The organism is Nocardia asiatica NBRC 100129 (assembly GCF_000308415.1).
In the GTDB taxonomy this organism is placed as follows: Bacteria; Actinomycetota; Actinomycetes; order Mycobacteriales; family Mycobacteriaceae; genus Nocardia; species Nocardia asiatica.
This window is the reverse complement of the sequence record NZ_BAFS01000193.1, coordinates 40,541-63,828: the sequence shown is the minus strand read 5'-3', so window position 1 is coordinate 63,828 and position 23,288 is coordinate 40,541. Positions and strand designations below refer to the sequence as shown.

General features: G+C 70.6%; 19 protein-coding genes. 10 read left to right on the top strand and 9 right to left on the bottom strand.

Annotated features, from left to right (window positions below; genetic code table 11):
- Nucleotides 1–6 precede the first annotated feature (6 nt).
- The 6 genes from ON27_RS18775 to ON27_RS18750 form a co-directional block, all read right to left on the bottom strand.
- Complete coding sequence (locus ON27_RS18775) at nucleotides 7–1,173, bottom strand: glutathionylspermidine synthase family protein (protein WP_043728911.1); 1,167 nt, start codon at nucleotides 1,171–1,173, stop codon at nucleotides 7–9.
- On the bottom strand, nucleotides 1,174–1,995 hold the full coding sequence (locus tag ON27_RS44805) for a hypothetical protein (protein ID WP_043728908.1): 822 nt from the start codon (nucleotides 1,993–1,995) through the stop codon (nucleotides 1,174–1,176). It abuts the gene before it with no gap.
- Between the two features lie 31 nt (nucleotides 1,996–2,026).
- Complete coding sequence (locus tag ON27_RS18765; RefSeq protein WP_043728904.1) at nucleotides 2,027–2,305, bottom strand: acylphosphatase; 279 nt, start codon at nucleotides 2,303–2,305, stop codon at nucleotides 2,027–2,029.
- The gene (locus ON27_RS18760; protein ID WP_043728900.1) at nucleotides 2,305–2,772 is read right to left on the bottom strand and encodes an OsmC family protein; all 468 of its coding nucleotides are present in this window, start codon (nucleotides 2,770–2,772) and stop codon (nucleotides 2,305–2,307) included. The genes ON27_RS18765 and ON27_RS18760 overlap by 1 nt, the downstream gene beginning before the upstream one ends.
- 172 nt (nucleotides 2,773–2,944) lie before the next feature.
- Nucleotides 2,945–3,574: an MBL fold metallo-hydrolase gene (locus tag ON27_RS18755; RefSeq protein ID WP_218003010.1), complete on the bottom strand. Its 630-nt coding sequence runs from the start codon at nucleotides 3,572–3,574 to the stop codon at nucleotides 2,945–2,947.
- On the bottom strand, nucleotides 3,568–4,653 hold the full coding sequence (locus ON27_RS18750; protein WP_043728893.1) for an S-(hydroxymethyl)mycothiol dehydrogenase: 1,086 nt from the start codon (nucleotides 4,651–4,653) through the stop codon (nucleotides 3,568–3,570). The genes ON27_RS18755 and ON27_RS18750 overlap by 7 nt, the downstream gene beginning before the upstream one ends.
- A gap of 230 nt (nucleotides 4,654–4,883) precedes the next feature.
- Here ON27_RS18750 and ON27_RS18745 point away from each other — a divergent pair, with 230 nt between their 5' ends.
- On the top strand, nucleotides 4,884–5,309 hold the full coding sequence (locus ON27_RS18745; RefSeq protein WP_043728889.1) for a DUF1707 SHOCT-like domain-containing protein: 426 nt from the start codon (nucleotides 4,884–4,886) through the stop codon (nucleotides 5,307–5,309).
- A gap of 53 nt (nucleotides 5,310–5,362) precedes the next feature.
- Here ON27_RS18745 and ON27_RS18740 read toward each other — a convergent pair whose 3' ends face one another.
- A complete protein-coding gene (locus ON27_RS18740; RefSeq protein ID WP_157227232.1) occupies nucleotides 5,363–6,997 on the bottom strand; it encodes a hypothetical protein in 1,635 nt (544 codons plus the stop codon).
- A 414-nt stretch (nucleotides 6,998–7,411) separates the two neighbouring features.
- Between ON27_RS18740 and smc the strand changes: the two genes are divergently transcribed.
- Nucleotides 7,412–11,032 (top strand): chromosome segregation protein SMC, encoded by a 3,621-nt coding sequence (smc, locus tag ON27_RS18735; RefSeq protein ID WP_043728882.1) that lies wholly within the window; start codon nucleotides 7,412–7,414, stop codon nucleotides 11,030–11,032.
- 54 nt (nucleotides 11,033–11,086) lie between these two features.
- Here the strand turns inward: smc and ON27_RS18730 are convergent, their stop codons facing one another.
- Nucleotides 11,087–12,004, bottom strand: coding sequence for an NmrA family NAD(P)-binding protein (locus tag ON27_RS18730; protein WP_043728877.1), 918 nt, complete (start codon nucleotides 12,002–12,004; stop codon nucleotides 11,087–11,089).
- Nucleotides 12,005–12,110: 106 nt separating this feature from the next.
- On the opposite strand from ON27_RS18730, the gene ON27_RS18725 reads away from it, so the two are divergent.
- On the top strand, nucleotides 12,111–12,884 hold the full coding sequence (locus tag ON27_RS18725; RefSeq protein WP_043728876.1) for a TetR/AcrR family transcriptional regulator: 774 nt from the start codon (nucleotides 12,111–12,113) through the stop codon (nucleotides 12,882–12,884).
- A 130-nt stretch (nucleotides 12,885–13,014) separates the two neighbouring features.
- Here ON27_RS18725 and ON27_RS18720 read toward each other — a convergent pair whose 3' ends face one another.
- On the bottom strand, nucleotides 13,015–13,404 hold the full coding sequence (locus tag ON27_RS18720; protein WP_019048221.1) for a DUF2237 family protein: 390 nt from the start codon (nucleotides 13,402–13,404) through the stop codon (nucleotides 13,015–13,017).
- A 202-nt stretch (nucleotides 13,405–13,606) separates the two neighbouring features.
- Between ON27_RS18720 and ftsY the strand changes: the two genes are divergently transcribed.
- From ftsY to ON27_RS18685, 7 genes are all read left to right on the top strand, one after another.
- The gene (ftsY, locus tag ON27_RS18715; protein ID WP_043728965.1) at nucleotides 13,607–15,181 is read left to right on the top strand and encodes a signal recognition particle-docking protein FtsY; all 1,575 of its coding nucleotides are present in this window, start codon (nucleotides 13,607–13,609) and stop codon (nucleotides 15,179–15,181) included.
- A gap of 350 nt (nucleotides 15,182–15,531) precedes the next feature.
- Complete coding sequence (locus tag ON27_RS18710) at nucleotides 15,532–16,911, top strand: ammonium transporter (protein ID WP_043728874.1); 1,380 nt, start codon at nucleotides 15,532–15,534, stop codon at nucleotides 16,909–16,911.
- A 5-nt stretch (nucleotides 16,912–16,916) separates the two neighbouring features.
- A complete protein-coding gene (locus ON27_RS18705; protein WP_040868325.1) occupies nucleotides 16,917–17,255 on the top strand; it encodes a P-II family nitrogen regulator in 339 nt (112 codons plus the stop codon).
- Nucleotides 17,256–17,320: 65 nt separating this feature from the next.
- A complete protein-coding gene (locus tag ON27_RS18700; RefSeq protein ID WP_083887657.1) occupies nucleotides 17,321–19,813 on the top strand; it encodes a [protein-PII] uridylyltransferase in 2,493 nt (830 codons plus the stop codon).
- Between the two features lie 121 nt (nucleotides 19,814–19,934).
- Nucleotides 19,935–20,249 (top strand): hypothetical protein, encoded by a 315-nt coding sequence (locus tag ON27_RS18695; RefSeq protein WP_043728960.1) that lies wholly within the window; start codon nucleotides 19,935–19,937, stop codon nucleotides 20,247–20,249.
- 104 nt (nucleotides 20,250–20,353) lie between these two features.
- The gene (gene ffh, locus ON27_RS18690; RefSeq protein ID WP_043728866.1) at nucleotides 20,354–21,913 is read left to right on the top strand and encodes a signal recognition particle protein; all 1,560 of its coding nucleotides are present in this window, start codon (nucleotides 20,354–20,356) and stop codon (nucleotides 21,911–21,913) included.
- 291 nt (nucleotides 21,914–22,204) lie between these two features.
- Entirely contained in the window at nucleotides 22,205–23,263 is a 1,059-nt protein-coding gene (locus tag ON27_RS18685; RefSeq protein WP_051046752.1) for an amidohydrolase family protein, read from the top strand.
- The last annotated feature ends 25 nt before the right edge of the window (nucleotides 23,264–23,288 follow it).

The window sequence follows — 23,288 nt, the reverse complement described above, 5'->3', positions numbered from 1 at the left end:
CGATGCTCAGTCGGTGAGGATGCGGTGCGGGACGAAGGCGGAGCCGTCGTCGGTGATCAACCCTGCGGTCTCGCGGATGCCGAGCCCCGCGGCGGCGTCTCCGACGATCCACGCGCCGAGCACCGGGCGCATATCGTCGAATTCGGGCAGCGGGTCGAGCAACTGGTACACGTAGCCCTCCTCGCCGTAGACGCCGCCGGTCGCGGTCTCCAAGCCCGCGCCGACGATGGTCATGTTGGCGCCCTCGCGTCCCAGCTTCGGTTTGCGAATGTACTCGGTGAGCTCGTTGGGCTGGTCGAGATAGGCGGGCAGGAGATTCGGATGGCCCGGGTACATCTCCCACAGCACCGCCAGGATCGCCTTGTTGCTCAGCAAGGTCTTCCACAGCGGTTCGATCCACATGGTCTCCGGCAGGCTGTCCACGACGCGCTTGCCGAAATCGTCGTCGAGCACCCACTCCCACGGGTAGAGCTTGAAGACGGCTTCGATCGGAGCCTCCGCCAGGTCGACGAACCGCTCCAGCTCCGAGTCGAATCCGACCTCCTCGATCGGCAGCGCGATGGTGTCGAACCCGGCCTCGGCCGCGGTCTCCTGCAGGTAGGCGGTGGTGACGTTGTCCTCGCCGGTGGCGTCCGCGCCGGACCAGGTGAAGTGCAGCTGCGGGCCGGGCAGTACGTCGCGCAACTCGCCCCACCGCTCGACGAGCTTCTCGTGCAACGAGTTCCACTGATCGCCGCCGGGGTAGCGGTCGGTCAGCCAGTGCCACTGCACGATCGCCGCCTCCAGCAGCGAGGTCGGCGTGTCGGCGTTGTACTCCAGCAGTTTCGCCGGACGCCGGGCGTCGTAGCGCAGGTCGAAGCGCCCGTACACGTGCGGGTCGGAACGCCGCCAGGATTCGGCGATCGGGCCCCAGCTCCACTGCGGCAGGCCGAAATCGGCGAATCGTTCGGTCAGCACGATGTGCTCCACCGCGTTCAGGCACATGGAGTGCAGCAGTTCGACGTCGGCCTCGAGGGCGAGGATCTCCGGCATCTCGAACTCGTAGTGCACCGACTCGTCCCAGTACGGCCGTGGCTGACCGCTCGCGTCCCGCCCGGGGGAGCCGTAGACCAGCCCCTGGCTCTCGATGGTCTGCTGCCAACCCGGCCGGGGCGTATCCCGCACGCGCCGCATCTACGACCCTCCGCCGGTGCTCTTGCTGCCCAGGCCGCCACGCTGGATGGTGGTGCCGCTCTTGGTCTTGATCTCGGCGTTCTTCGGCTTGATCGTCGTGCCGCCGGTCGGCGGTCTACCGACGGCGCCGGTGCCGCCGTAGTAGTAACGGTACTGCGGTCCGCCGCCGAGGATGATCAACCCCGGATTGACGCCGGTGTCGCTGACGAAGCCGGGACGCCCGTCGCCGCAGTAGGAATCGTCGACCACGATCTCTTGACCGTTCTCGACTTTCACGCACTGAGCGGTGACCCGGTCCGGCGCGGTCAGGGCTCGGTAGGCCAGATAGCCGCCGCCGACCAGGGCGGCGACGCCGACGACGGCGACACCGCCGATCATGACCCGCTTGCGCGTGCGCTTCTTGGCCTCCTCGGCCCAGGCGGCCGCGCGCTGTGCCTCCTCGTCGCGCCTGCGGGCCTTCTCCCTCGCGCGGGCCTCGGCCACCGTGGGCGGGCGGGGCTGGGTGACACCCGGTTGCTGGCGCTGGATACTGCCGGGGCGTGGCGGGGACGGCGGTTGCCCCGTGTCCGGAGCGCTTCCGGTACCGGGCACGGAAGCAGGCGTGGACCAGTCGATTTCGGGCTGCTCGCCGGGGCCGCTCGCCGGGGAAGCGGGGGTCGACCGGTCCGTTCCGGCGGAGACGGGCGTCGACCAGTCCTGTTCGTCGCCGGACCCGGATGCGCCCGGCGCGGATGCCTGCTCGCGCTCGGCCGGAGATCGCGGCCCGGACGGCCGTTCGGACTCGTCCCGGCGCTCGTCGTCACCCGGATTCCGCGTGCTCACCGCTGTGCCCCCCTCGTCGCCCGATCCACCACTACCGCTCCTCGAAACCGGTCAAATCACCCCGCGCGGGCTCCCAGCTTTCCACAACCAACCTCACCTGACCAGGAGTATCGCCGGAACGCAAGCGCGCGAGCAACCGTTCGCATGCCGTTCGCGGCCCCTCGGCGACCACGTGCACCCGGCCGTCCCTGGCGTTGGTGGCGTGCCCGACCAGCCCGAGTTCCAGCGCTCGCGCCCGCGTCCACCAGCGAAAACCCACGCCTTGGACCAGGCCGTGCACCCAGGCGCTCAACCGAACGGCCTCGTCCATCAGGCCTCGATGTCGAACGACAGCGTCACCTTCGAGCCCGCCTTCAACGTCCGCCCCACCGTGCAGACCTTGTCGATCGCGCGCTGCACGGTGACCAGCAACCGTTCCCTGGCCTCGTCGTCGAGTTCGCTGAGGTCGAGTTCGAAGACCTCGTCCAGCTGCGGATAGACCTCGTTCTCCCGGTCGGCGTCGCCGGAGACGCGGATGGTCGCGTCGAAATTGTCACCCAGCTTGCGCGACAGCGGGAAGTCCGCGCTCAGGCCCGAGCAGGCGGCCAGCGCGATCTTCAGCAGCTCGCCGGGGGTGAACACACCGGCGACGCCCTGCGAACCGATCAGGACCTCGGCGCCGCGGGAGCTGCGGCCGGTGTAGGCCCTGGTTCCGGTGCGCTCCACCCACAGCGTGGTGGGTTCGGTCGCGATCGGCGCCGCGGTGGCGCCTGCGGTGGTGACGGTCTGTTCAGCCATGGGTTCGATCCTGCCATTGTCGTCGCAATCAGCTCGCGCGGCTGGCAACACCGTGCCCGGCCGCGCCATTCCGCGAGGGCGGGCGGCCGTGACCGGGATTACCGGTCCCGGGTACCGGGGATGGGGCACTCGCCCGGACGAGCGGGCGATCGCGTCCGATCGCCCGCGACGCTCAGTGACCGCGCGCGATCCACTCGGCGAGGTGCGGTTTCTCCGCGCCGATGGTGGTGGAGTCGCCGTGTCCGGTGTGCACGGTGGTTTCCTCGGGCAGGGTCAGCAGGCGTTCGCGGATCGACTCGATGATCGTGCCGAAATCGGAGAACGAGCGGCCGGTCGCGCCCGGACCGCCCGCGAACAATGTGTCACCGGTGAACACCGCCGTCGCCGCGGGCAGATGCAGCGCGACCGATCCGGGGGAGTGGCCGGGCGTGTGCAGGACCTCGATCTCGGCGTCCGCCACCCGAATCCGCTCACCGTCCGCGAGCGGCCGATAGGCGAATTCCGGGTGGGTCATGCGCCACAGCTGCTCGTCGGCGGGATGCAGCAGGACCGGCGCGTCCAGGCGATCGGCGAGTTCGGGCGCGACCGTCACGTGATCGTTGTGCCCGTGGGTGCACACGATCGCGCGAACCGTGCGACCCGCCACCGCCGCGACGATCGGGTCGGCGTCGTGGGCGGCGTCGATGACGACGACCTCCTCGTCGTCGCCGACCAGCCAGATGTTGTTGTCCACCGCCCAGGCGCCGCCGTCGAGGGCGAACGTGCCGGAGGTGACGACGCGGTCGATGCGCGGGCTCACCAGATCACCACCGAACGCAGCACGTCGCCGGTGTGCATCGCGGCGAAGGCTTGCTCCACTCGGTCCAGCCCGATGCGTTCGGTGACGAACCGGTCCAGCGGCAATCGCCCCTGGCGGTAGAGGTCGATCAGGACGGGGAAGTCGCGTTCCGGCAGACAGTCGCCGTACCAGGACGATTTCAGCGCGCCGCCGCGCGAGAACAGATCCAGCAGCGGCATGTCGATGGTCATCTCCGGGGTGGGGACGCCGACGAGGACCACCGTGCCCGCCAGGTCGCGCCCGTAGAACGCCTGTTTCCAGGTCTCCGGACGGCCGACGGCGTCGATGACGACGTCGGCGCCCCAGCCGCCGGTGTACTCCTGGATCTTCTCGACCACGTCCTCGGCGGTCGCGTCGATCGTGTGGGTGGCGCCGAAGTCGGTGGCCCAGCGCAGTTTCCGGGCGTCGCGGTCCACGGCGATGACGGTCGCGGCCCCGGCCAGCACGGCCCCGGCGATCGCCGCGTCGCCGACGCCGCCGCAGCCGATCACCGCCACGGTGTCGCCGGTCGAGACGTCGCCGGTGTGCATCGCCGCGCCGATGCCCGCCATCACACCGCAGCCGAGCAAGCCGGCCACCGCCGGGTCGGCTTCCGGATCGACCTTCGTGCACTGGCCCTCGTGTACCAAGGTCTTGTCGGCGAACGCCCCGATGCCCAGCGCGGGCGACAGCTCGGTCCCGTCCGCGAGCGTCATCTTCCGGCTCGCGTTGCGGCTGTCGAAGCAGTACCAGGGACGGCCCCGCTTGCACGCCCGGCACTCGCCGCAGACCGCGCGCCAGTTGAGGATCACGTAGTCGCCTGCCGCCACGTGGGTGACGGCGGCGCCGACGGTCTCCACCACGCCCGCGGCCTCGTGGCCGAGCAGGAACGGGAAGTCGTCGGTGATGCCACCCTCGCGATAGTGCAGGTCGGTGTGGCAGACCCCGCAGGCCCGCACCCGGACCACCACGTCGTGCGGTCCCGGATCCGGGATGACCACGTCGACGATCTCGACCGGTGCGCCTTTGCTGCGGGCCACGACCCCGCGGACGGTTTCCGACACCTCTGCCTCCTCAGCGCAGTCACTGACGACGCGGATTCGGCCGCGTAGCCGCTCCGCAATTCTGAACAGCTGTCCATACAGCTGTTCCTGACGATTCGAACACTACCGCCGTGGCGCGGCAAGTCCCGGGTTTCGGCCGGGAATTCGCCGATAGGTTGACATTCCACTTTGGAGGGATATGCTGAAGTTACATTCCACTATGGAGGGTGGAACCGTCGATAGGAACAGGCATGGACATCTCCACCGGCACCCGCGCCTCGAACGCCGAACGCGACGCCGTGGTGCGCCTGCTCGGCAGGCACATGGCAGACGGGCGGATCGATCTGCCCGAGTACGACCAGCGCGTCGCCCAGGTGTACGCCACCACCGACCGCGACGACCTTCGCTTGGTGCTGTCCGATCTGCCCGAACTCGGCAAAGAGGCCGCCGAACCCGCGGCCGCCCGCCCGCGTTTTCCGATCTGGCAGCGCATCGAGGGCAGCACCTGGCTGGCCGTGAGCGTGCTGGTGCTGGTGATCTGGGCCGCGATCTCGCTCGGCGTCGGCGCTTTCACCTACTTCTGGCCGATGTGGGTGATCGGCCCGTGGGGCGCCGTCCTCGCGTTCCGGATGGTGGCCGGTTTCGAGAACGGCCGCTTCCCGCACCGCGCCTGCTGAGTCGCTTTCTCGGCGCTGCCACCCGGCTGCCGGGTGGCAGCGCTTTTTTGGTCCTACCACCCGCGCCGGAAGGTGTGGTCGTGTGGAGTATCGCGCTGTTGCGGCTCGTCGCCGCGATGGCGGCGTCCGGGTGGGAGTTGGTCGTAGGGCAGTTGCGCGGCTCGGTCGGACGAGGCCGGTCGGTCGCGAAAGGGCGGCTCCGACCGCTCGCGGCGGCCGGTCCGGGGCTCCGAGTCCGAAGCCGCTCGTGGGTCGCGTCCGCGCCCGGCTTGCCGACTCGCTCGTGACCGACGGTCGTCGTATCCCTCCGGCCGTCCGGCGCCGTGGCGCTGATCGTCGGCGAGGTCGTGCTGCCGACGTCTCGGCAGGTGAGGACGGCCGGATGCCGGGTCCGAGGGCGGGTGCGGATCGTGCGTTTCGGTGCGCGGGAACCGATCGCTGTGGGCGGGCTCGTCGAGTCGGCGGCGCGGCGTCGGCGAACTGTTGTCGTCGGGCGAACGGTTCTGACGTCCGCCGGATCGGGGCTTGCCGCCGCGAGCCAGTCGGTCGGCATCGGCGCGCCGGGACGCGGGCTGGGGGCCTGCGGCTGTGGGTGGAGCGTCGCGGCGCTCGCGGCGCGCGGACAACGGCTCCGGGGACGGTGCGGCAGCCGGAGGCCATTTCCCGCGGGCGCGGTCGTCCACGGCTCCAGCGCCGGATGCGTCGCGACCCGGCCGCCTGCGGGACCGGGGCGGTCGCGGCGGACGCCCCGGGCGCAGCACGGGTAGTTCGCGGGTGACCTGTGTGGCGCTGACGCCCTTCTCCCGGTAGGTGGCGGGGATGTCGTGGGCGCGCAGCCATGCGCCCGGGTCGTGGCGCGCATCGGCGTCCAGCCAGGGGATGGTGTCCTCGAGCAGATCGAGCAGGTCGCCGGGCACGTCGCCGAGCGCGACGCGGATAGCCGGGAATGTCTCCGGTGGGAACGTCCACTTCCATTCCGAGCGCGGCGGCGGACCGCCCTGCGCGCGGCCGTGCACGACGAGCTCACCGGAGCGGGCGATCTTGACGCGCACCGTTCGACTGCTTGACTCGATGACGAGTTCGCCCGTCTCGGTACGAGTGATCTGCTCGATCTCGTCGTCGATCTCGTCGTCGTCGGGATCGGTGTCGTCGTCGGGCTCGACGCGGCGCATCCATTTCGTCATCGCGCTCAACCCGGGCAGTGGCGGCCGTTCACCCGCTGCGCCGGGGCGGGTGATCCGCAATGTCCGCGCAATCCCGGCGACGAGATCGGCGGGACCGCCGGATTCCGCCGATTCGGGCGGTTCGTCCTGATCGCGGGGTGCCATCGACTCCGGCCGCGCCGGCGGGCGGGTGCGCCCGGCTCGCGCGTATTCGAAGTGGTCCGCGTCGGCGTAGCGCCCGGATCGACCGGGAGAATTCCCAGGACTGGGGGTGTCGTCCCGCTCGGAATCGGCCCACGACGGGTCGGCGTGCTCCTCCTGTGCCCGCAGCTTGACCTCGAACCACCCGGCGGCCAGCGCCGCCGCTCCGAGAGCGGCCGCGATCGCCACCTCCATCCGGACATCGCCGAGCAGAGCGCTCTTGCTGCGCTCACAGGCGTGCAGGAACACCAGGCTGCCGAGTACCAGTCCCGTGACGCGGGCAAGGCGGAACCGCGTGCTTGTCCCTGGTGAGGGGGCAGACATCGTGGTGCGCTCCCGAACGTTCCGCTGGCGAATCAGAGGGATCGTAAGTGCACGGAGGGCGCGGCGTCAGTGCCAGTTCGAGACCGCCCCGATCGGCGGCGAACGCAGCGGACGCCGTGGGCCGGACAGGGGCGTTCGCCCGCGCGGCCGCGGGACGATCCGCCGCACTCGCGGCGACGCACCGAACCCGCGGGGCCGCACGGCGAGATCGGCGGTGCGGGCAAACCTCGGGCACCGGGAAATGCGCGCGAACCGGGGACGAGTCGATAACCTACGGATATCGCCGAACCGCTACTCGGCGGCGTGCGCAGTCGGGCCCGGGCAGGTCCCCGCACGCGACAGATACCATGACTGGTCGCCGGATGCGCTGCCTCGACCACGCAGAACGGGCAGAACACGGAAAGGTCGTCGAACTTGCACCTGAAGAGTCTGACGCTGAAGGGCTTCAAGTCCTTCGCGTCCGCGACGACGTTGCGATTGGAGCCCGGCATCACGTGCGTGGTGGGTCCGAACGGATCGGGCAAATCGAACGTCGTCGACGCGCTCACCTGGGTGATGGGCGAGCAGGGTGCGAAGGCGCTGCGCGGCGGCAAGATGCAGGACGTGATCTTCGCGGGCACGGCGGGCCGCGCCCCGCTCGGCCGCGCCGAAGTCACGCTGACCATCGACAACTCCGACGGCGCGCTGCCGATCGACTACGCCGAGGTGTCCATCACCCGGCGCATGTTCCGCGACGGCGCGGGCGAATACGAGATCAACGGCAATTCCTGCCGCCTGATGGACGTGCAGGAACTGCTCAGCGACTCCGGCATCGGGCGTGAGATGCACGTCATCGTGGGGCAGGGACAGCTGTCGGCCATCCTGGAGTCGCGTCCGGAGGACCGCCGCGCGTTCGTCGAAGAGGCCGCCGGTGTGCTCAAGCACCGCAAGCGCAAGGAAAAAGCGGTCCGCAAGCTGGAGGCCATGCAGGCCAATCTGGCCCGCCTGACCGACCTCACCACCGAACTGCGCCGCCAGCTCAAACCGCTCGGCAGGCAGGCCGAGGTGGCCCGCAGGGCACAGACCGTGCAGGCCGACCTGCGCGACGCCCGGCTGCGCTTGGCCGCCGACGACCTGGTCACCCGTCGCGAGGAATTGGCGAGCCAGCAGAGCAAGGAGGCGTACGCGCGCGAGCGGCAGATCACCGTGCACTCCGAGCTGGACGCCGCCAACGCGGCGCTGGCCCAGCAGGAATTCGAGCTCTCCCGGCTGACCCCGAGCGCAGAGGCCGCCGCCCAGATCTGGTTCCAGCTCTCCGCGCTGGCCGAGCGGGTCAACGCGACTATCCGCATCGCGGGCGACCGGGCGCGGCACCTGGACGCCGCCGCCCCGGTCGGCACCGGCCGCGACCCGGAGCAATTGGAGGCCGAGGCCGACCGCGTGGAGGCCGAGGAGGCCGAGCTGCGCGAGGCGGTCGAGATGGCCGCCGAGACATTGGAGGCCGCCCGGGACCAGCTCGCCGAACGCGAGCACGCCGCCAAGGCCGCCGAACAGGCGCATCTGGCCGCGGTGCGGGCGATCGCGGATCGGCGGGAAGGAGTGGCGCGGCTGTCGGGCAAGGTGGACACCTTGCGGGCCAGGGCGCAATCGGTGGACGCGGAGATCGCGCGCCTGTCCGTCGCCATCGCCGACGCCCGGCACCGCGGCGAGGCCGCGCAGGCCGAATTCGACACGGTGCAGGGCGAACTCGCCGAACTCGACGCGGGCGAGGCGGGGCTGGACGCCCAGCACGAGCACGCGGTGCAGGCTCTCGGACTGGCCGATCAGCGCGTCACCGAACTGCGCGAGCAGGACCGCGACGCGAGCAAGCGGGTGGCGTCGCTGAGTGCGCGGATCGAGGCGCTCGGGATGAACCTGGCCCGCCGCGACGGTGTGGCCTGGCTGGTGGAGCACCGCGAACAGGGATTGCTCGGTCCGCTGTCGGGCCTGCTGCGCGTGCACGGCGGCTACGAGGCGGCGGTCGCGGCCGCGCTCGGCCCACTGGCCGATGCCGTCGCGGCCGACACCGGTGAGTCCGCGCACGCCGCGATCCAGGCGCTCAAGGACGCCGACGGCGGCCGTGCGGCCGTGGTGTTCGGCATCGGAAGCGCCGAACGGCCGCAGCCGGGCGCGTTGCCCGAGGGGGCGCGCTGGCTGGTCGAGGTGGTGGAGTGCCCCGACACGGTCCGCGGCGCGATCACGGCGCTGACCGCGGGCATCGCCGTGGCCGACGATCTGCCCGCCGCCCGGGCGCTGGTCGCGGCGCGGCCCGACCTGCGCGTGGTCACCCGCGACGGTGACCTTGCCGGAAACGGCTGGTTGCTGGGCGGTTCGGATCGCGCGCCCAGTCAACTCGAGATCCAGGCCGACATCGACGCCGCCGCGGCGGAGCTGGTCGCGGCCCAGCGGCGCGCCGAGGAACTCGAGGCCGCGCTGTCCGGCGCGCTGGAGGAGCAGGCCGACCGCAAGGAGGCCGTCGACCAGGCGCTGCTCGCCCTGCACGAATCCGATCAGGCGCTGGTGGCGATCTACGAGCGGCTGGGCAGACTCGGCCAGACCGCCCGCACCGCGCACGCGGACAGCGAGCGGCTGCTCGGCCAGCGCGACGACGCCGAGGCGAGCCGGGAGGAGGCGCTGGCCTCGCTCGCCGAACTGGAGGATCGTCTGCGGCACGCGGAGCTCGAGCAGTCCGAGGTCGACGCCGACGGCGCGGGCGCGGCGGGCACCGAGTCCGCGGGCCGGGCACGGGAGGAGGCCGCGGCCGCGCTGGCCGAGGCGCGGGCGATGGAGGTCGAGGCCCGGCTCGCCGTGCGCACGGCCGAGGAACGGGCGGAATCGGTACGCGGCAAGGCGGATTCGCTGCGTCGCGCGGCGCGCGCCGAGCGGGAGACCCGGGCTCGTGCCGAGCGCGCCCAGGCCGCGCGCAAGAAGGCGGCGGAGGTGGCCGCCGCGGTCGCCGAATCCGGTGCGAGGATCGCCGCCGAGCTGGAGCGAGTCGTCGCGGAGGCGGGTGCCCGCCGGGACGAGTTGGTGCGCAGGCGCTCGGAGTGCGCGGCACAGGTCGAGCAGGTGAAGGAGCGGGTGCGCGCGCTCACCGCGCAGTTGTCCCAGCTCACCGACGCGGTACATCGGGACGAGGTCGCCAAGGCGCAGGCAGCGCTGCGCATCGAGCAGTTGGAGGCGACGATCGCTGAGCAGTTCGGCATCGCGCTGGAGGATCTGATCGCCGAGTACGGTCCGGACGTGCCGCTGCCGCCCTCGGCGCTGGAGTTGCAGGAGTACGAGCAGGCCAAGGAGCGGGGCGAACAGGTCAGCGAGCCGGCCCCGATGCCCTACGACCGGCAGACCCAGGAGCGGCGCGCCAAGCGCGCGGAGAAGGATCTGGCGACCCTGGGCAAGGTGAATCCGCTCGCGCTGGAGGAGTTCGCGGCGCTGGAGGAACGCTACAACTTCCTGGCCACCCAGCTCGAGGACGTCAAGAGCGCGCGCAAGGACCTCCTGGACGTGGTCGCCGAAGTCGACGCCCGCATCCTGCAGGTGTTCACCGAGGCCTACGCCGACGTCGAGCGCGAGTTCGTCGAGGTGTTCGCGAAGCTGTTCCCCGGCGGCGAGGGCAGGTTGCTGCTCACCGACCCCTCGGACATGCTCACCACCGGCATCGAGGTGGAGGCCCGTCCGCCCGGCAAGAAGGTCAAGCGGCTGTCGCTGCTGTCCGGCGGCGAGAAGTCGCTGACCGCGGTCGCGTTGCTGGTGGCCATCTTCCGTGCCCGCCCGTCGCCGTTCTACGTGATGGACGAGGTCGAAGCGGCCTTGGACGACACCAATCTGCGCCGCCTGATCGGCCTGTTCGAACAGCTGCGGGAGAAGAGCCAGCTGATCGTCATCACCCACCAGAAGCCGACGATGGAGATCGCCGACGCGCTCTACGGTGTCAGCATGCGCGGCGACGGCATCACCCAGGTGATCTCCCAGCGGCTGCGTGGGGAGAACCTGGCCCCGGTGGGCGCGGCGGGCTGAGCCCCTCCCGTAAGGCGCGCTTTCGATCCGCGGAAGGGGCCGCCCCGCGGCGGATCACCGATCCGCGGATGCCTTTTCGCTGTCCAGCAGCGCTTTGATCTGAGCCGCACCGGTTTCGGCGAGCCAGGTGTCGAACGTTCGCAGGCCGGGATGGATCGCGCGGATCTCCTCGACATCCGCCCGCCAGCCGCCGGTGTGGCGCAGCAGGCGCCAGGTGTTGCCGATCTCCGAGCCGAGTGCGTCCGCGTCGGCTTCGCTGACCTCGTGGTAGCGGACCGGGTGGCCGGTGGCCGCGCTGATCGCCGCGGCGGCGGCCGACGGGGTGAGCGCGTCGCCCGCGAGCTCGAGGACGCGGCCGTGGAATCGCTCCGGTTCGGCGAAGGCCCGAGCGGCGATATCGCCGATATCCGCGAGGGCGATGACTTTCATCGGCCCTTCGGCCGGGAAGAGATGCCGATGTACGCCGTCGAGGATGCCGTCGACAGGTGACGTGCGCAGCAGGTAGTTCTCCATGAAGCGCACCGGGCGCAGCAGGGTGTAGCGGGCGCCGCTGGCGATGACGGCGTCCTCGATGCGCTTCTTGCCCGTCGTGCCCCACGAGGCGTCCTCGCCCATCGACGCGATGCCGGTGAACACGATCTGCCGGACACCGGCCTCGCGCGCCGCGTCCACGACCGCTTGCCCGCGCGCGGCCTCCAAGTCGACATCCCAGCCTTGTGCGCCATACGCGGCCGGTGGGACCAGGAACAGCCCGGTGACACCGGACAGCGCCGTGGGCAGGCTCGGCGGGGAGTCGAAGTCGCCGACGACGAGTTCCGCGCCCGCCGCGGCCAATTCCTGTGCGGCGGGCGCCTGCGCGTCGCGGACCAGCGCGCGCACCGCCGTGCCGTCCGCCAGCAGCCTGCGGGCGGTCACGCCGCCCTGCTTGCCGGTGGCTCCGGTGACCAGGATGAGGTTGTGCCGAGGGGACATGCGCCGCCTTCTCTGCTCGATAGAATCGGGTCGGACGACCCGGATTCGGACGATACGGGTGGCTCGACCCGATTGACCAGGTCGCTCAGTGGAAGGCCGTAACGAAATGACCCGACCGATCGCCCCCGACGGGCTGTCGCGCGCCGACGCCCGGCGCAATCGCGCCCTCGTGCTGGCCGCCGCGCAGCGCGCCTTCGCCGAGCGGGGCGCCTCGGTCTCCCTCGCCGAGGTCGCTCGCCGGGCGGGCGTCGGCGCCGGCACCGTCTACCGGCATTTCCCGACGAAAGCCGATCTGCTGGAAGCGGTGATGCAGCAGCGCATCGACCGATTGGCGAAACTCGCCGCCGACCATCTCGGCGCCCCGGACCCCGGCGCCGCGTTCTTCGACTTCTGCACCGCGGTGATCGCCACGACGCCGGGCAACAAGGCGCTGTGCGACATGGTGCAGTCCGACGACGGCTGGCCGCGTGCGCTGCTGCGGAGCGCGGGCGCGCGTTTCCATCGCGCGCTGGAGGCCCTGCTGGTCGCGGCTCAGCGCGACGGAGCGGTCCGCGCCGACATCGAACTCGACGACGTGCTGGCGATCTTCACCGGATGCGTTGCGATTCAACAGCTCCGGAAGTCGCAGGGGAGTGTGGACCGCACTGCGGCGATCGTGCTGGACGCGTTGCGCGCGCGGCCGGGTGACCGGAGAGTGACGAAACGGGAGATCGAAGCGGGAAACCGTAACGAATCGGCAGACCGTAACGAAACCGAGGCCGAGCGCTGCCCCGTCTGTCACGCGGCGGTGCACCGGTCGGGGACGGGCCGCCGGGCCAGGTATTGCTCGGCCGCGTGCCGGCAGAAGGCCCATCGCCGGCGTGTCGCGGCGGCCTCCTGACAAAACGGCGCATTTGTGCCAACTCGTTCTCCTTTGCGCCACGAGGCGATCGGAGGAGACCGAGTGGGTCGCGGGCGGGCCGATGGTCCGAACGGCGCGCGCCGCGGGTGGAAGCGGGGCTACCGGTAGCTCAGAGCAGGTCGCTGACGTCGTCGGGCACGTCGACGGCGTACTTGCGCAGGATGTCCATCGAGATCACTTCCAGGGCGTTCTCGTGTGTGGCCGCCAGTACGACGGGTGCGGCGACGCCGTCCTCGTGCGCGTGCAGCCAGCGCACCGCCACCACGCACCAGCGATCGCCCGGCTGCAGGCCGGGGAAGTTGTTCTCCGGGCGCGGCGTGCTCAGATCGTTGCCGATGGACGCTTGATGCTCCAGGAACTCTGCCGTGACGACGGTGCACACGGTGTGGCTGCCCAGATCCTCCGGCCCGGTACTGCAGCAGCCGTCCCGGTAGAAGCCGGTGAGAGGATCGGTGCCGCACTCTTCCAGCGGCCCCCCAAGCACGTTTCGATCGGTCACGTCGCCGATCCTATTGTCCCTTCGCGAGAAGTTCCGCAGGACAAGAAATCTGGAGGGCTGTGTCGGTACCCGCCCGAGCCGGTCCATGGCGCCGCACGCGCGGTGTTCGCCGAGCTCTCGCGGTCGGCGCGGTGGCGCGACGCGCGCGCCGGGTGCGGCTCGGGGCCCATCCCGTGACGGTCGGTCTGCAAGGATGGTTCGCGTGAGTCCCGAAGTCTGGATCCTGATCGCCGCGGTCGCCGCACTGCTGCTCGTCGTGCTCGTCGCCGGTTTCGTCCGGTACAAGCGCGGTCGCGTGTCGCTGACTCCGCCCACGCAGGACAAGGAGGTGACCGACCGGTCCGGCGGCTACACCGCCTCCGGCGGGTTCAGCTTCAGCCGGGGCGGCACGGCGACCGAACCCCAACCGGTCGAGCGCACCGATACCGAAGGACAGCCGCACGTCGGCGACGACGCGGCGATCCCGCGCGACGCCCCCAAGCGCGGCATCACCAACGTTCCGCTGCCGGAGGCGGACATCGCCGAGGCGCCGCCCGCCTCCGGCGCCGCCCAGCCCACCACCGCGCCCGCCGAATCGGAGACGGCCGAGACCGCGCCGCCCGGCGAGGCGGTGCCCCCGGAGGGCCGGGTCGCCGACACCGCGCCGGAGACGGGCGACGAGACCGAAGTCGTGGACGGGACCGAAGTCGTGGACGGGACCGAAGTCGCGGACGGGACCGCCGAGCTGGACACCGCCGAGACCGGTACCGCCGAGACCGGGACTCCCGAGGTCGTCGCTCCCGAGGTCGTCGCTCCCGAGGTCGTCGCTCCCGACACGCCCGCGGGTGTGGAGGCTCCGGCCGCCCTGGAGGAGATCGAACCCACCGAGGGCCGTCTGGTCCGCCTGCGCGGACGGCTGTCCCGCTCGCAGAACGCGGTCGGCAAGAGCCTGCTCGGCCTGCTCGGCGGCGGCGACCTGGACGACGACTCGTGGGAAGAGGTCGAGGACACCCTCGTCCTCGCCGATCTCGGCACCGCGAGCACCACGGCCGTCGTGGCGCGGTTGCGCGCCGAGATGGCGGCGCGCAGCGTGCGCACCACCGACCAGGCTCGCGCCGTGCTGCGCGACGTGCTGATCGAGCAGTTGCGCCCGGAGCTGGACCGCTCGGTGCGCGCGCTGCCGCATCCGGATCACCCGTCGATCCTGCTGGTGGTCGGCGTGAACGGCACCGGGAAGACCACCACCACCGGCAAGCTGGCCCGCGTGCTCGTCGCCGATGGACGCCGCGTGCTGCTCGGGGCGGCGGACACCTTCCGCGCTGCGGCCGCCGACCAGTTGCAGACCTGGGGCGAGCGGGTCGGCGCCGACACCGTCCGTGGCCGCGAGGGCGCCGACCCGGCCGCCGTCGCGTTCGACGCGGTGGCCGCGGGCGTGGAGCGCGGCGTCGACGCGGTGCTCATCGATACGGCCGGTCGCCTGCACACCAAGACCGGTCTGATGGACGAGCTGGGCAAGGTCAAGCGCGTCGTGGAGAAGAAGGCGGCCGTCGACGAGGTCCTGTTGGTGCTGGACGCGACGGTCGGCCAGAACGGGCTGACCCAGGCCAGGGTGTTCGCCGAAGTGGTCGATATCACCGGCGTGGTGCTGACCAAGCTGGACGGCACCGCCAAGGGCGGCATCGTCTTCCAGGTTCAGCACGAGCTGGGCGTGCCGGTGAAGCTGGTCGGGCTCGGGGAGGGCGCCGACGACCTGGCCCCGTTCGAGCCGGCCGCGTTCGTGGACGCCCTTCTGGGCTGACCGTTCGGCTCTCGGCGGCGCTGTCGAAAGCGATTGCCCTCCGAGAGATTCCGCTGTTCGCCGGGCGGGTGGTCGCTGATCGCGCGCCCGTTCGCGGTGCGAGCGGGATCACACCCTGGAAATTTGCCGCCTCCTCCTCAGCGGCCACGGACGTCCGGTTCACCGAAAGTCGTGCTCACAGCGTCGGCAAACACATGGTGCACGTGACGAAACCTGGTGGCAACACAGGTGCGCCATCCGTTCACGTAGGTGAAACACGACAGCTCTACAGATGAAACACCGAGTGAGGACCCTTCTGTTCAGGTCCATTTGCCGGAATCGGCTGGGCCCGAGATGAGGAGGACATTAAGGTGGCTTTTCCACTTACCGGTGCACCGGATACCGGTGACACCGCATGGCTGCTGATGAGTTCGGCGCTGGTGTTGCTGATGACGCCGGGCCTGGCTTTTTTCTACGGTGGCATGGTCCGGTCGAAGAACGTGCTCAACATGATCATGATGAGCGTCAGCGCGATGGGTCTGGTCGGCGTTCTATGGTCGCTGTACGGATACTCGATGGCTTTCGGCGACAACAAATTCGGCCTGATCGGTGACCCGACACAGTTCTTCGGCCTCAAGGGCCTGATCGGGGGCAACTCCGTCGCCGAGGTCAAGGACGCGGCGGGCGTCGTCACCACCGAAGCGGTGAACATCCCGCTCGCGGGCACGATTCCGGCGACCGTCTTCGTCGCCTTCCAGCTGATGTTCGCCATCATCACGGTTGCCCTCATCTCGGGCGCGGTCGCCGACCGCATGAAGTTCGGCGCCTGGCTGCTTTTCGCGGGCATCTGGGCCACGGTGGTCTACTTCCCGGTCGCGCACTGGGTGTTCGACTTCGACGTGAAGGACGCCGACGGCAACGTCGTGCACGAGGGTGGCTGGATCGCCAACAAGCTGCTCGCGGTCGACTTCGCCGGCGGCACGGCGGTGCACATCAACGCCGGTGCGGCCGGTCTGGCCCTGGTGCTGGTGCTCGGCAAGCGCAAGGGTTGGCCGACCACCCCGTTCCGTCCGCACAACCTGCCGTTCGTCATGCTCGGCGCCGGTCTGCTGTGGTTCGGCTGGTTCGGCTTCAACGCCGGTTCCGCGGTGACCTCCGGTGGCCTGGCCGGTTCGACCTTCGTCGTCACCGCGATCGCGACCTGCGCCGCCATGCTGGCCTGGCTGCTGGTGGAGAAGATCCGCGACGGCAAGCCCACCTCGCTGGGCGCGGCCTCGGGCATCGTGGCCGGTCTGGTCGCGATCACCCCGGCGTGTTCCTCGGTGAACGTGCTCGGCGCGCTGGTCGTCGGCGCGGTCGCCGGCGCGCTGTGCGCGCTCGCGGTCGGCCTGAAGTTCAAGTTCGGTTTCGACGACTCGCTCGACGTGGTCGGCGTGCACCTGGTCGGCGGCATCGTCGGCACCCTGCTGGTCGGTTTCGTCGCCGCGCCCGAGGCGGGTGCGGGCAAGACCGGTCTGTTCTACGGCGGCGGATTCGACCAGCTCTGGCGTCAAGCGGTGGGTGCCGGTGTGGTACTTGCCTTCTCCTTCATCGCGACGCTGATCATTGCCTATATCGTGAAGTTCACCATTGGGCTGCGCGTGAGCGAGGAAGCAGAGTCGGTGGGCTTGGACGAGTCCGAGCACGCGGAAACCGCCTACGACTTCGCCGCTCTGGGTAGCACGGCACGTTCGGCCGTCAAGGAGGCATGACGAACATGAAACTGATCACCGCAATCGTCAAACCGTTCACGCTCGAGGACGTCAAGTCCGGGCTCGAGCAGGCGGGTGTGTTGGGCATGACCGTCAGCGAAGTCCAGGGGTACGGCCGGCAGAAGGGCCACACCGAGGTGTACCGCGGCGCCGAGTACTCGGTCGACTTCGTGCCCAAGGTCCGTGTCGAGGTCGTCGTGGACGACGCGTCGGTCGACAAGGTGGTGGAGGTCATCGTGGAGGCTTCCCGCACCGGCAAGATCGGCGACGGCAAGGTCTGGGTCACCCCGGTGGAGTCGATCATCCGCGTGCGGACCGGCGAACGCGGCACCGACGCGCTGTAACGAAAATCGAGTCGAGCGGCGGCCCCGCTCCCACCGGAGCTCCCGGTCGGGGCGGGGCCGCGCGCATGAATGGGCGGTGGGTTGTGGCTAGTCGGTACGAGCAGGACGGTGACCCGAAGGGCGCCGGAGAAGGCAAGGGAAAGGTGTCCAACGGGGCTGCCGACCTGGTCCGGGCGCGCACCCAGCTGCTCGACGGCGGCCTGCCGCGCAATCCTCGGCTGGACGCCCGATCGCTGCGCCAAGCCCTGGTGGACCTCTACGAACTCTGGCTGACGAGCAAGGGCGCCGAACTCGGCATCGCCCCCGACAGCGGATTGGCCGTGGTGGCCGTCGGCGGTCTGGGCCGCGGCGAGATGCTGCCGTTCTCCGATCTGGATCTGGTGCTGCTGCACGACGACGTCGACCCGGCTCGGGTGGCCGAGGTCGCCGACCAGCTCTGGTATCCGCTGTGGGACGCGCACATCAAACTCGACCACAGCGTGCGGACCGTGCCGCAGGCGCTGCGGGTGGCCGCCGACGATCTCATCGCCGCGCTCGGCATGCTCGAGGCCAGGCATATCGTCGGCGACCAGGAATTGAGCAATCTGCTGATCGGCGGCGTGCGCCGGGAGTGGCGCACCGGAATCCGCTCCCGCTTCGACGAGCTCATCGCCCAGGCCCAGGCTCGATGGGAGCGTAACGGCGAGATCGCCCACCGCGCCGAGCCGGACCTGAAGAACGGGCGCGGCGGCCTGCGCGACATCCAGTTGCTGGACGCGCTTGCCATCGCCCAGCTGACCGACGCCATGCCCGGGCTCGGGCCCGACGTGCCGGGCGGCGGATTGAAGCAGGCGCACCGGCGCCTGCTGGACGTGCGCACCGAGCTGCATCGCGTCGCGGGCCGTTCCCGCGACCAGTTGCGCGCGCAGGACGCCGACGAGATCGGCGCCGCGCTGCGCATCGGCGACCGCTTCGATCTGGCGCGCACCTTGAGCGATTCGGCCCGCACGGTCAGCTACTCGGTGGACGTCGGCCTGCGCACCGCGGCCAACGCGCTGCCCCGGCGGGGACTGGCCCGCCTGCGCCGCATGCCGGTGCGCAGGCCGCTGGACGAAGGCGTGGTCGAGCATGCCGGTGAAGTCGTGCTGGCCAGGGACGCCCGTCCGCAGCGTGACCCCGGGCTCATCCTGCGCGTGGCGGCGGCCTCGGCGCAGACCGGCCTGCCGATGTCGGCCACCACGCTCAACCGGCTCTCCGAGGACGCGCCGGAGCTACGCGAGCCGTGGCCCAAGGACGCCCTCAACGACTTGCTGATCCTGCTGGGCGCGGGCCGCGGCACCATCGACGCGATCGAGGCGCTGGACCGGACCGGTCTGTGGGGCAGGCTGCTGCCGGAATGGGGCGCCGTGCGCGACCTGCCGCCGCGCGACGCCCTGCACACCTGGACCGTCGATCGCCATCTCATGGAGACGGTCGCCTACGCTTCCGCGCTGAGCACCCGGGTGGCCCGGCCCGACCTGCTCGCCCTCGGCGCGCTGCTGCACGACATCGGCAAGGGCCGCGCGGGCGACCACAGCGCCGTCGGCGCCGAACTCGCCATCCACATCGGCCGCCGCCTCGGGCTGTGGCCCTCGGACGTGCGGACCCTCAGCGCGATCGTCCGCCATCACCTGCTGCTGCCGGAGACCGCCACCCGCCGCGACCTGTCCGATCCGGAGACGGTGCGTTACGTCGTCGACGCGCTCGACGGCGATCCGCAGCTGCTGGAACTGCTGCACACCCTGGCCGAGGCGGATTCGCTGGCCACCGGTCCCGGCGTGTGGGGCGACTGGAAGGCTTCGCTGATCGGGGAGCTGGTCCGGCGCTGCCGAATGGTGATGGCGGGTGACCAGCTGCCGACGCCGGAGCCCATCGCCCCGGAACTGGTCGAGAAGGCAAGGGCGGGCGGAGTGCATGTCGACCTGAAGCCCGGTGAGAGCAAACACACGTACACGGTGACCGTCATCGCGCCCGACAACCCCGGGCTGCTCTCCGACGCCGCCGGTGTGCTCGCGCTGCATTCGCTGCGGGTGCTGTCGGCCGCGCTCGGCCTCGAAGGCGCGGCCGCCGTGGACACGTTCGTCGTCGCGCCCAAGTTCGGCGACCCGCCGGACCCGGGGCTGCTGCGGCAGGAATTGATCCGCGCCACGGCGGGCGATCTGGACGTGCCCGCGGCGCTGGCCAAACGCGAACGCGAGGCGAGCCCCATCGGCCGAAGCCGGTACGCGCAGGCCGTGCCACGGGTGATCTGGACCGACACCTCGGTGCCCGGACAGGTGATCCTGGAATTGCGCGCCGAGGACCGGATCGGAATGCTCAGCCGCCTGGCCGCGGAACTGGCCGGCTGTGGGGCCGACGTCCGCTGGGCCAAAGTGGTCACGATGGGGTCGGCGGTGGTCGACAGCTTCTGCCTCGAGCTGGGGTCAGAAGACGGTCCGGCGCGCCGGGAAGCGATCGAAAAGGCGCTCCTCGCGGTGGTTCCCAGAACTGCGCCGAAACCGCCTGAAGAGGGCGCGGAAACTTCAAAAAACAGCTATTAGCTGCGCATTATCCGGTGATCAATCTGTTGCGAGATATTTGCTGCATCCGAACGCCGCCCCGGCGACCTGCCCCTACGATCTAGATCGTCCGGGCTATCGCGAGCACGAGGGGAGCAGGTCGGTGGCAATCGAGGTCGTTTCGGCGTCGACGATGACGAGTGACGAGACCACGCACATGGCGCGCTGCGTCGGCGGCGACCGGTGGGTGGTCTCCTGGCTTCCGGGTCGCACCTTGACCGGGCAGCAGGCGGTGACCGCGATGCGGATCGCGTCCACGGTCGCCACCTCGCCCATCCCGAGCACGGCGGAGTGGGTCGCCCTCGACGACCTGGCCCTCGTGCTCGGCCTGACCGCCAACGAGGCGGTGTTCATGGTGGCCGAGGAGAACCACGACTACCGCAAAACGGTCAAACCACGCCGTCGCGTGCTCGACTAGCAGGCGCCGCTCCGCCCGAAGGACGCACCGCCTGCGCGAACACGCGGGCGATCCCATTACCCTGGGAGAGAATGTGACGTCCCCCGAGATCAGGAGCGCGATCGGTGTTCGAATCCCTGTCCGACCGGCTTACCGGTGCCCTCAAGGATCTGCGCGGCAAGGGGCGTCTGTCACCGGCCGACATCGACGCCACCTGCCGGGAGATCCGCCTCGCCCTGCTCGAGGCCGACGTCGCGCTGCCCGTGGTCCGCGGTTTCATCGGGCGGATCAAGGAGCGCGCCAAGGGCGCGGAGGTGTCCGCGGCGCTGAACCCGGCCCAGCAGGTCGTGAAGATCGTCAACGAGGAGCTCGTCGGCATCCTCGGCGGCGAGACCAGGCGGCTGAACCTGGCCAAGAACCCGCCGACGGTGGTCATGCTGGCCGGTCTGCAGGGTTCCGGTAAGACCACGCTCGCGGGCAAGCTGGCGAAACTGCTGAAGGGGCAAGGGCATCAGCCGCTGCTGGTGGCCTGCGACCTGCAGCGCCCCGGCGCCGTCACCCAGCTGCAAGTGGTCGGTGAGCGCGCGGGCGTGCCCGTCTACGCGCCGCACCCCGGTACGTCCGTCGGTGGCGGGGAGAACCCGCTGGGCATCTCGGCCGCCGATCCGGTGAACGTGGCGCGCGGCGGTGTCGAGGAAGCGCGGCAGAAGCAGTACGACGTCGTCATCGTGGACACCGCGGGCCGGCTCGGCATCGATGAGGAACTCATGCGGCAGGCCGCGGGCATCCGCGACGCCGTGCAGCCGGACGAGACCTTGTTCGTGCTCGACGCGATGATCGGCCAGGACGCGGTGAACACCGCCGAGGCATTCCGCGACGGCGTCGGCTTCACCGGCGTGGTGCTCACCAAGCTCGACGGCGACGCGCGCGGTGGCGCGGCGCTGAGCGTCCGCCAGGTCACCGGCGTCCCGATCCTGTACGCCTCCACCGGTGAGAAGCTCGAGGACTTCGACGTCTTCCACCCCGACCGCATGGCCAGCCGCATTCTCGGCATGGGTGACGTGCTCACCTTGATCGAGCAGGCCGAGCAGGTCTACGACGCCAAACAGGCCGAGGAGGCCGCCCGCAAGATCGGCAGCGGCGAACTCACCCTCGAGGACTTCCTCGACCAGATGCTGGCCATTCGCAAGATGGGCCCGATCGGCAATCTGCTGGGCATGCTGCCGGGCGCGGGCCAGATGAAGGACGTGCTCGCCCAGGTCGACGACAAGCAACTCGACCGCGTGCAGGCGATCATCCGCGGCATGACCCCGGCCGAGCGGGAGAACCCCAAGATCATCAACGCTTCGCGCCGCCTGCGCATCGCCAACGGTTCCGGTGTCCAGGTCTCCGAGGTCAACCAGCTCGTCGACCGGTTCTTCGAGGCCAAGAAGATGATGGCGATGATGGGCCGCCAGATGGGCCTGCCGGGCTCCCGCCGCGGCAACGCCAAGAAGGGCAAGAAGGGCAAGAAGGGGCGCGGCCCGACGCCGCCGAAGGTGCGCGGCGGCTTCCCGGGGATGGGCGGCATGCCGGGGATGCCCGCCGGAATGCCCGACCTGTCGAACATGCCCGCCGGTCTCGACCAGTTGCCGCCGGGTTTGGACGGCTTCGACCTGTCCAAACTGAAGTTCCCGAAGAAGTAGACGCTTCGAGCGCCGCGCATGTCTTTCGCGCGCGGCGCTGGTCTCGCCGCGCGGGCGCTCGATGCCGGTACCCCCGCCACCCTCCGCCCGAGCGCTCGATGCCCGGTCCACCGGCCGCCCTCCGCTCGCGCGGCGCGGCTGCTCGCCAGGTCGGCGCACCGCGGCGGTGAGGGACGAGCCTGTCGCACATGCGGATGACCGGTCCAGGACGTGCCAAGTAGGTTGGAGGCAGCCGAGCACGTCCAGGAGGTTGCAGTGCATCTGCGAGGTGTGGTTCTCCCTGAAGACGAGATGCGCGATCTCTGGGTACGGGATGGTCTGGTGTCCTTCGAGCCCGTGCCGGGAGCCGAAACGCTCTGTGACGCGGGGTGGATCGTGCCGGGACTGGTGGACGCGCACTGCCACGTCGGCATCCGGTACGGGGGCGGTCACGAGGACCGGGCGGGCGCCATCGCCCAAGCCGAGACCGAGCGCGACGCCGGTGCGCTGCTGCTGCGCGACGCGGGCTCGCCGATCGACACCCGCTTCATCGATGATCACGACGAACTCCCGCGCGTCATCCGCGCCGGCCGTCACATCGCGCGGCCGAAGCGCTACATCCGTGAGCTGGGCATCGAGCTCGACGACGAACGCGACCTGCCGGACATCGTGGCCGAGCAGGCCCGCCGCGGCGACGGCTGGGTCAAGATCGTCGGCGACTGGATCGACCGCTCCGTGGGCGACCTGCGCCCGCTGTGGAGCGACGCGATCCTGAAGGAGGCCATCGACGCCGCGCACGCCAACGGCGCCCGGGTCACCGCGCACGTCTTCGGCGAGGACGCGCTACCCGGCCTGATCGACGCCGGGATCGACTGCCTCGAGCACGGCACCGGCCTCACCGACGAGACCATCGAGATGATGGTCGAGCACGGCACCGCCTTGGTTCCCACCCTGGTCAATATCGACACCTTCCCGGATATCGCCGACAGCGCGGGCAAATTCCCCGTCTACGCCGCGCACATGCGTGATCTGCACCGGAGGGTGCGCGGCACGGTCGCCGCCGCGCACGAGGCGGGCGTGCCGATTTTCGCGGGCACCGACGCGGGCGGCTCCATCCGCCACGGGCGCATCGCCGACGAGATCGCCGCCCTCGGCGCCGCGGGCCTGTCCCGGCACGACGCGCTCGGCGCGGCTTCCTGGCGTGCTCGCGACTGGCTCGGGCGGCCCGGCATCGAAGCCGGCGCGCCCGCGGATTTCGTTGTCTACCAGCAGGACCCGCGCATCCACCCGGAAACCCTCAGCACGCCGTACGCCGTGGTCCTGCGCGGGCGCGTGTACGGCGAGCGTGGTCCGGTCACCGGACATAGATAACTCGTCATCGCGGCTCACGCGCGCG

What these genes read in the sequence shown, in the direction of transcription:
- ON27_RS18745 (WP_043728889.1), top strand. Translation starts at nt 4,884, where the DNA reads ATGGACATCTCCACCGGCACCCGCGCCTCGAACGCCGAACGCGACGCC.
- ON27_RS18730 (WP_043728877.1), bottom strand. Translation starts at nt 12,004, where the DNA reads ATGTCCCCTCGGCACAACCTCATCCTGGTCACCGGAGCCACCGGCAAG.
- ON27_RS18765 (WP_043728904.1), bottom strand. Translation starts at nt 2,305, where the DNA reads ATGGACGAGGCCGTTCGGTTGAGCGCCTGGGTGCACGGCCTGGTCCAA.
- ON27_RS18775 (WP_043728911.1), bottom strand. Translation starts at nt 1,173, where the DNA reads ATGCGGCGCGTGCGGGATACGCCCCGGCCGGGTTGGCAGCAGACCATC.
- ON27_RS18700 (WP_083887657.1), top strand. Translation starts at nt 17,321, where the DNA reads ATGAATGGGCGGTGGGTTGTGGCTAGTCGGTACGAGCAGGACGGTGAC.
- ON27_RS18705 (WP_040868325.1), top strand. Translation starts at nt 16,917, where the DNA reads ATGAAACTGATCACCGCAATCGTCAAACCGTTCACGCTCGAGGACGTC.
- ON27_RS18760 (WP_043728900.1), bottom strand. Translation starts at nt 2,772, where the DNA reads ATGGCTGAACAGACCGTCACCACCGCAGGCGCCACCGCGGCGCCGATC.
- ON27_RS18740 (WP_157227232.1), bottom strand. Translation starts at nt 6,997, where the DNA reads ATGTCTGCCCCCTCACCAGGGACAAGCACGCGGTTCCGCCTTGCCCGC.
- ON27_RS18725 (WP_043728876.1), top strand. Translation starts at nt 12,111, where the DNA reads ATGACCCGACCGATCGCCCCCGACGGGCTGTCGCGCGCCGACGCCCGG.
- ON27_RS18685 (WP_051046752.1), top strand. Translation starts at nt 22,205, where the DNA reads ATGCGCGATCTCTGGGTACGGGATGGTCTGGTGTCCTTCGAGCCCGTG.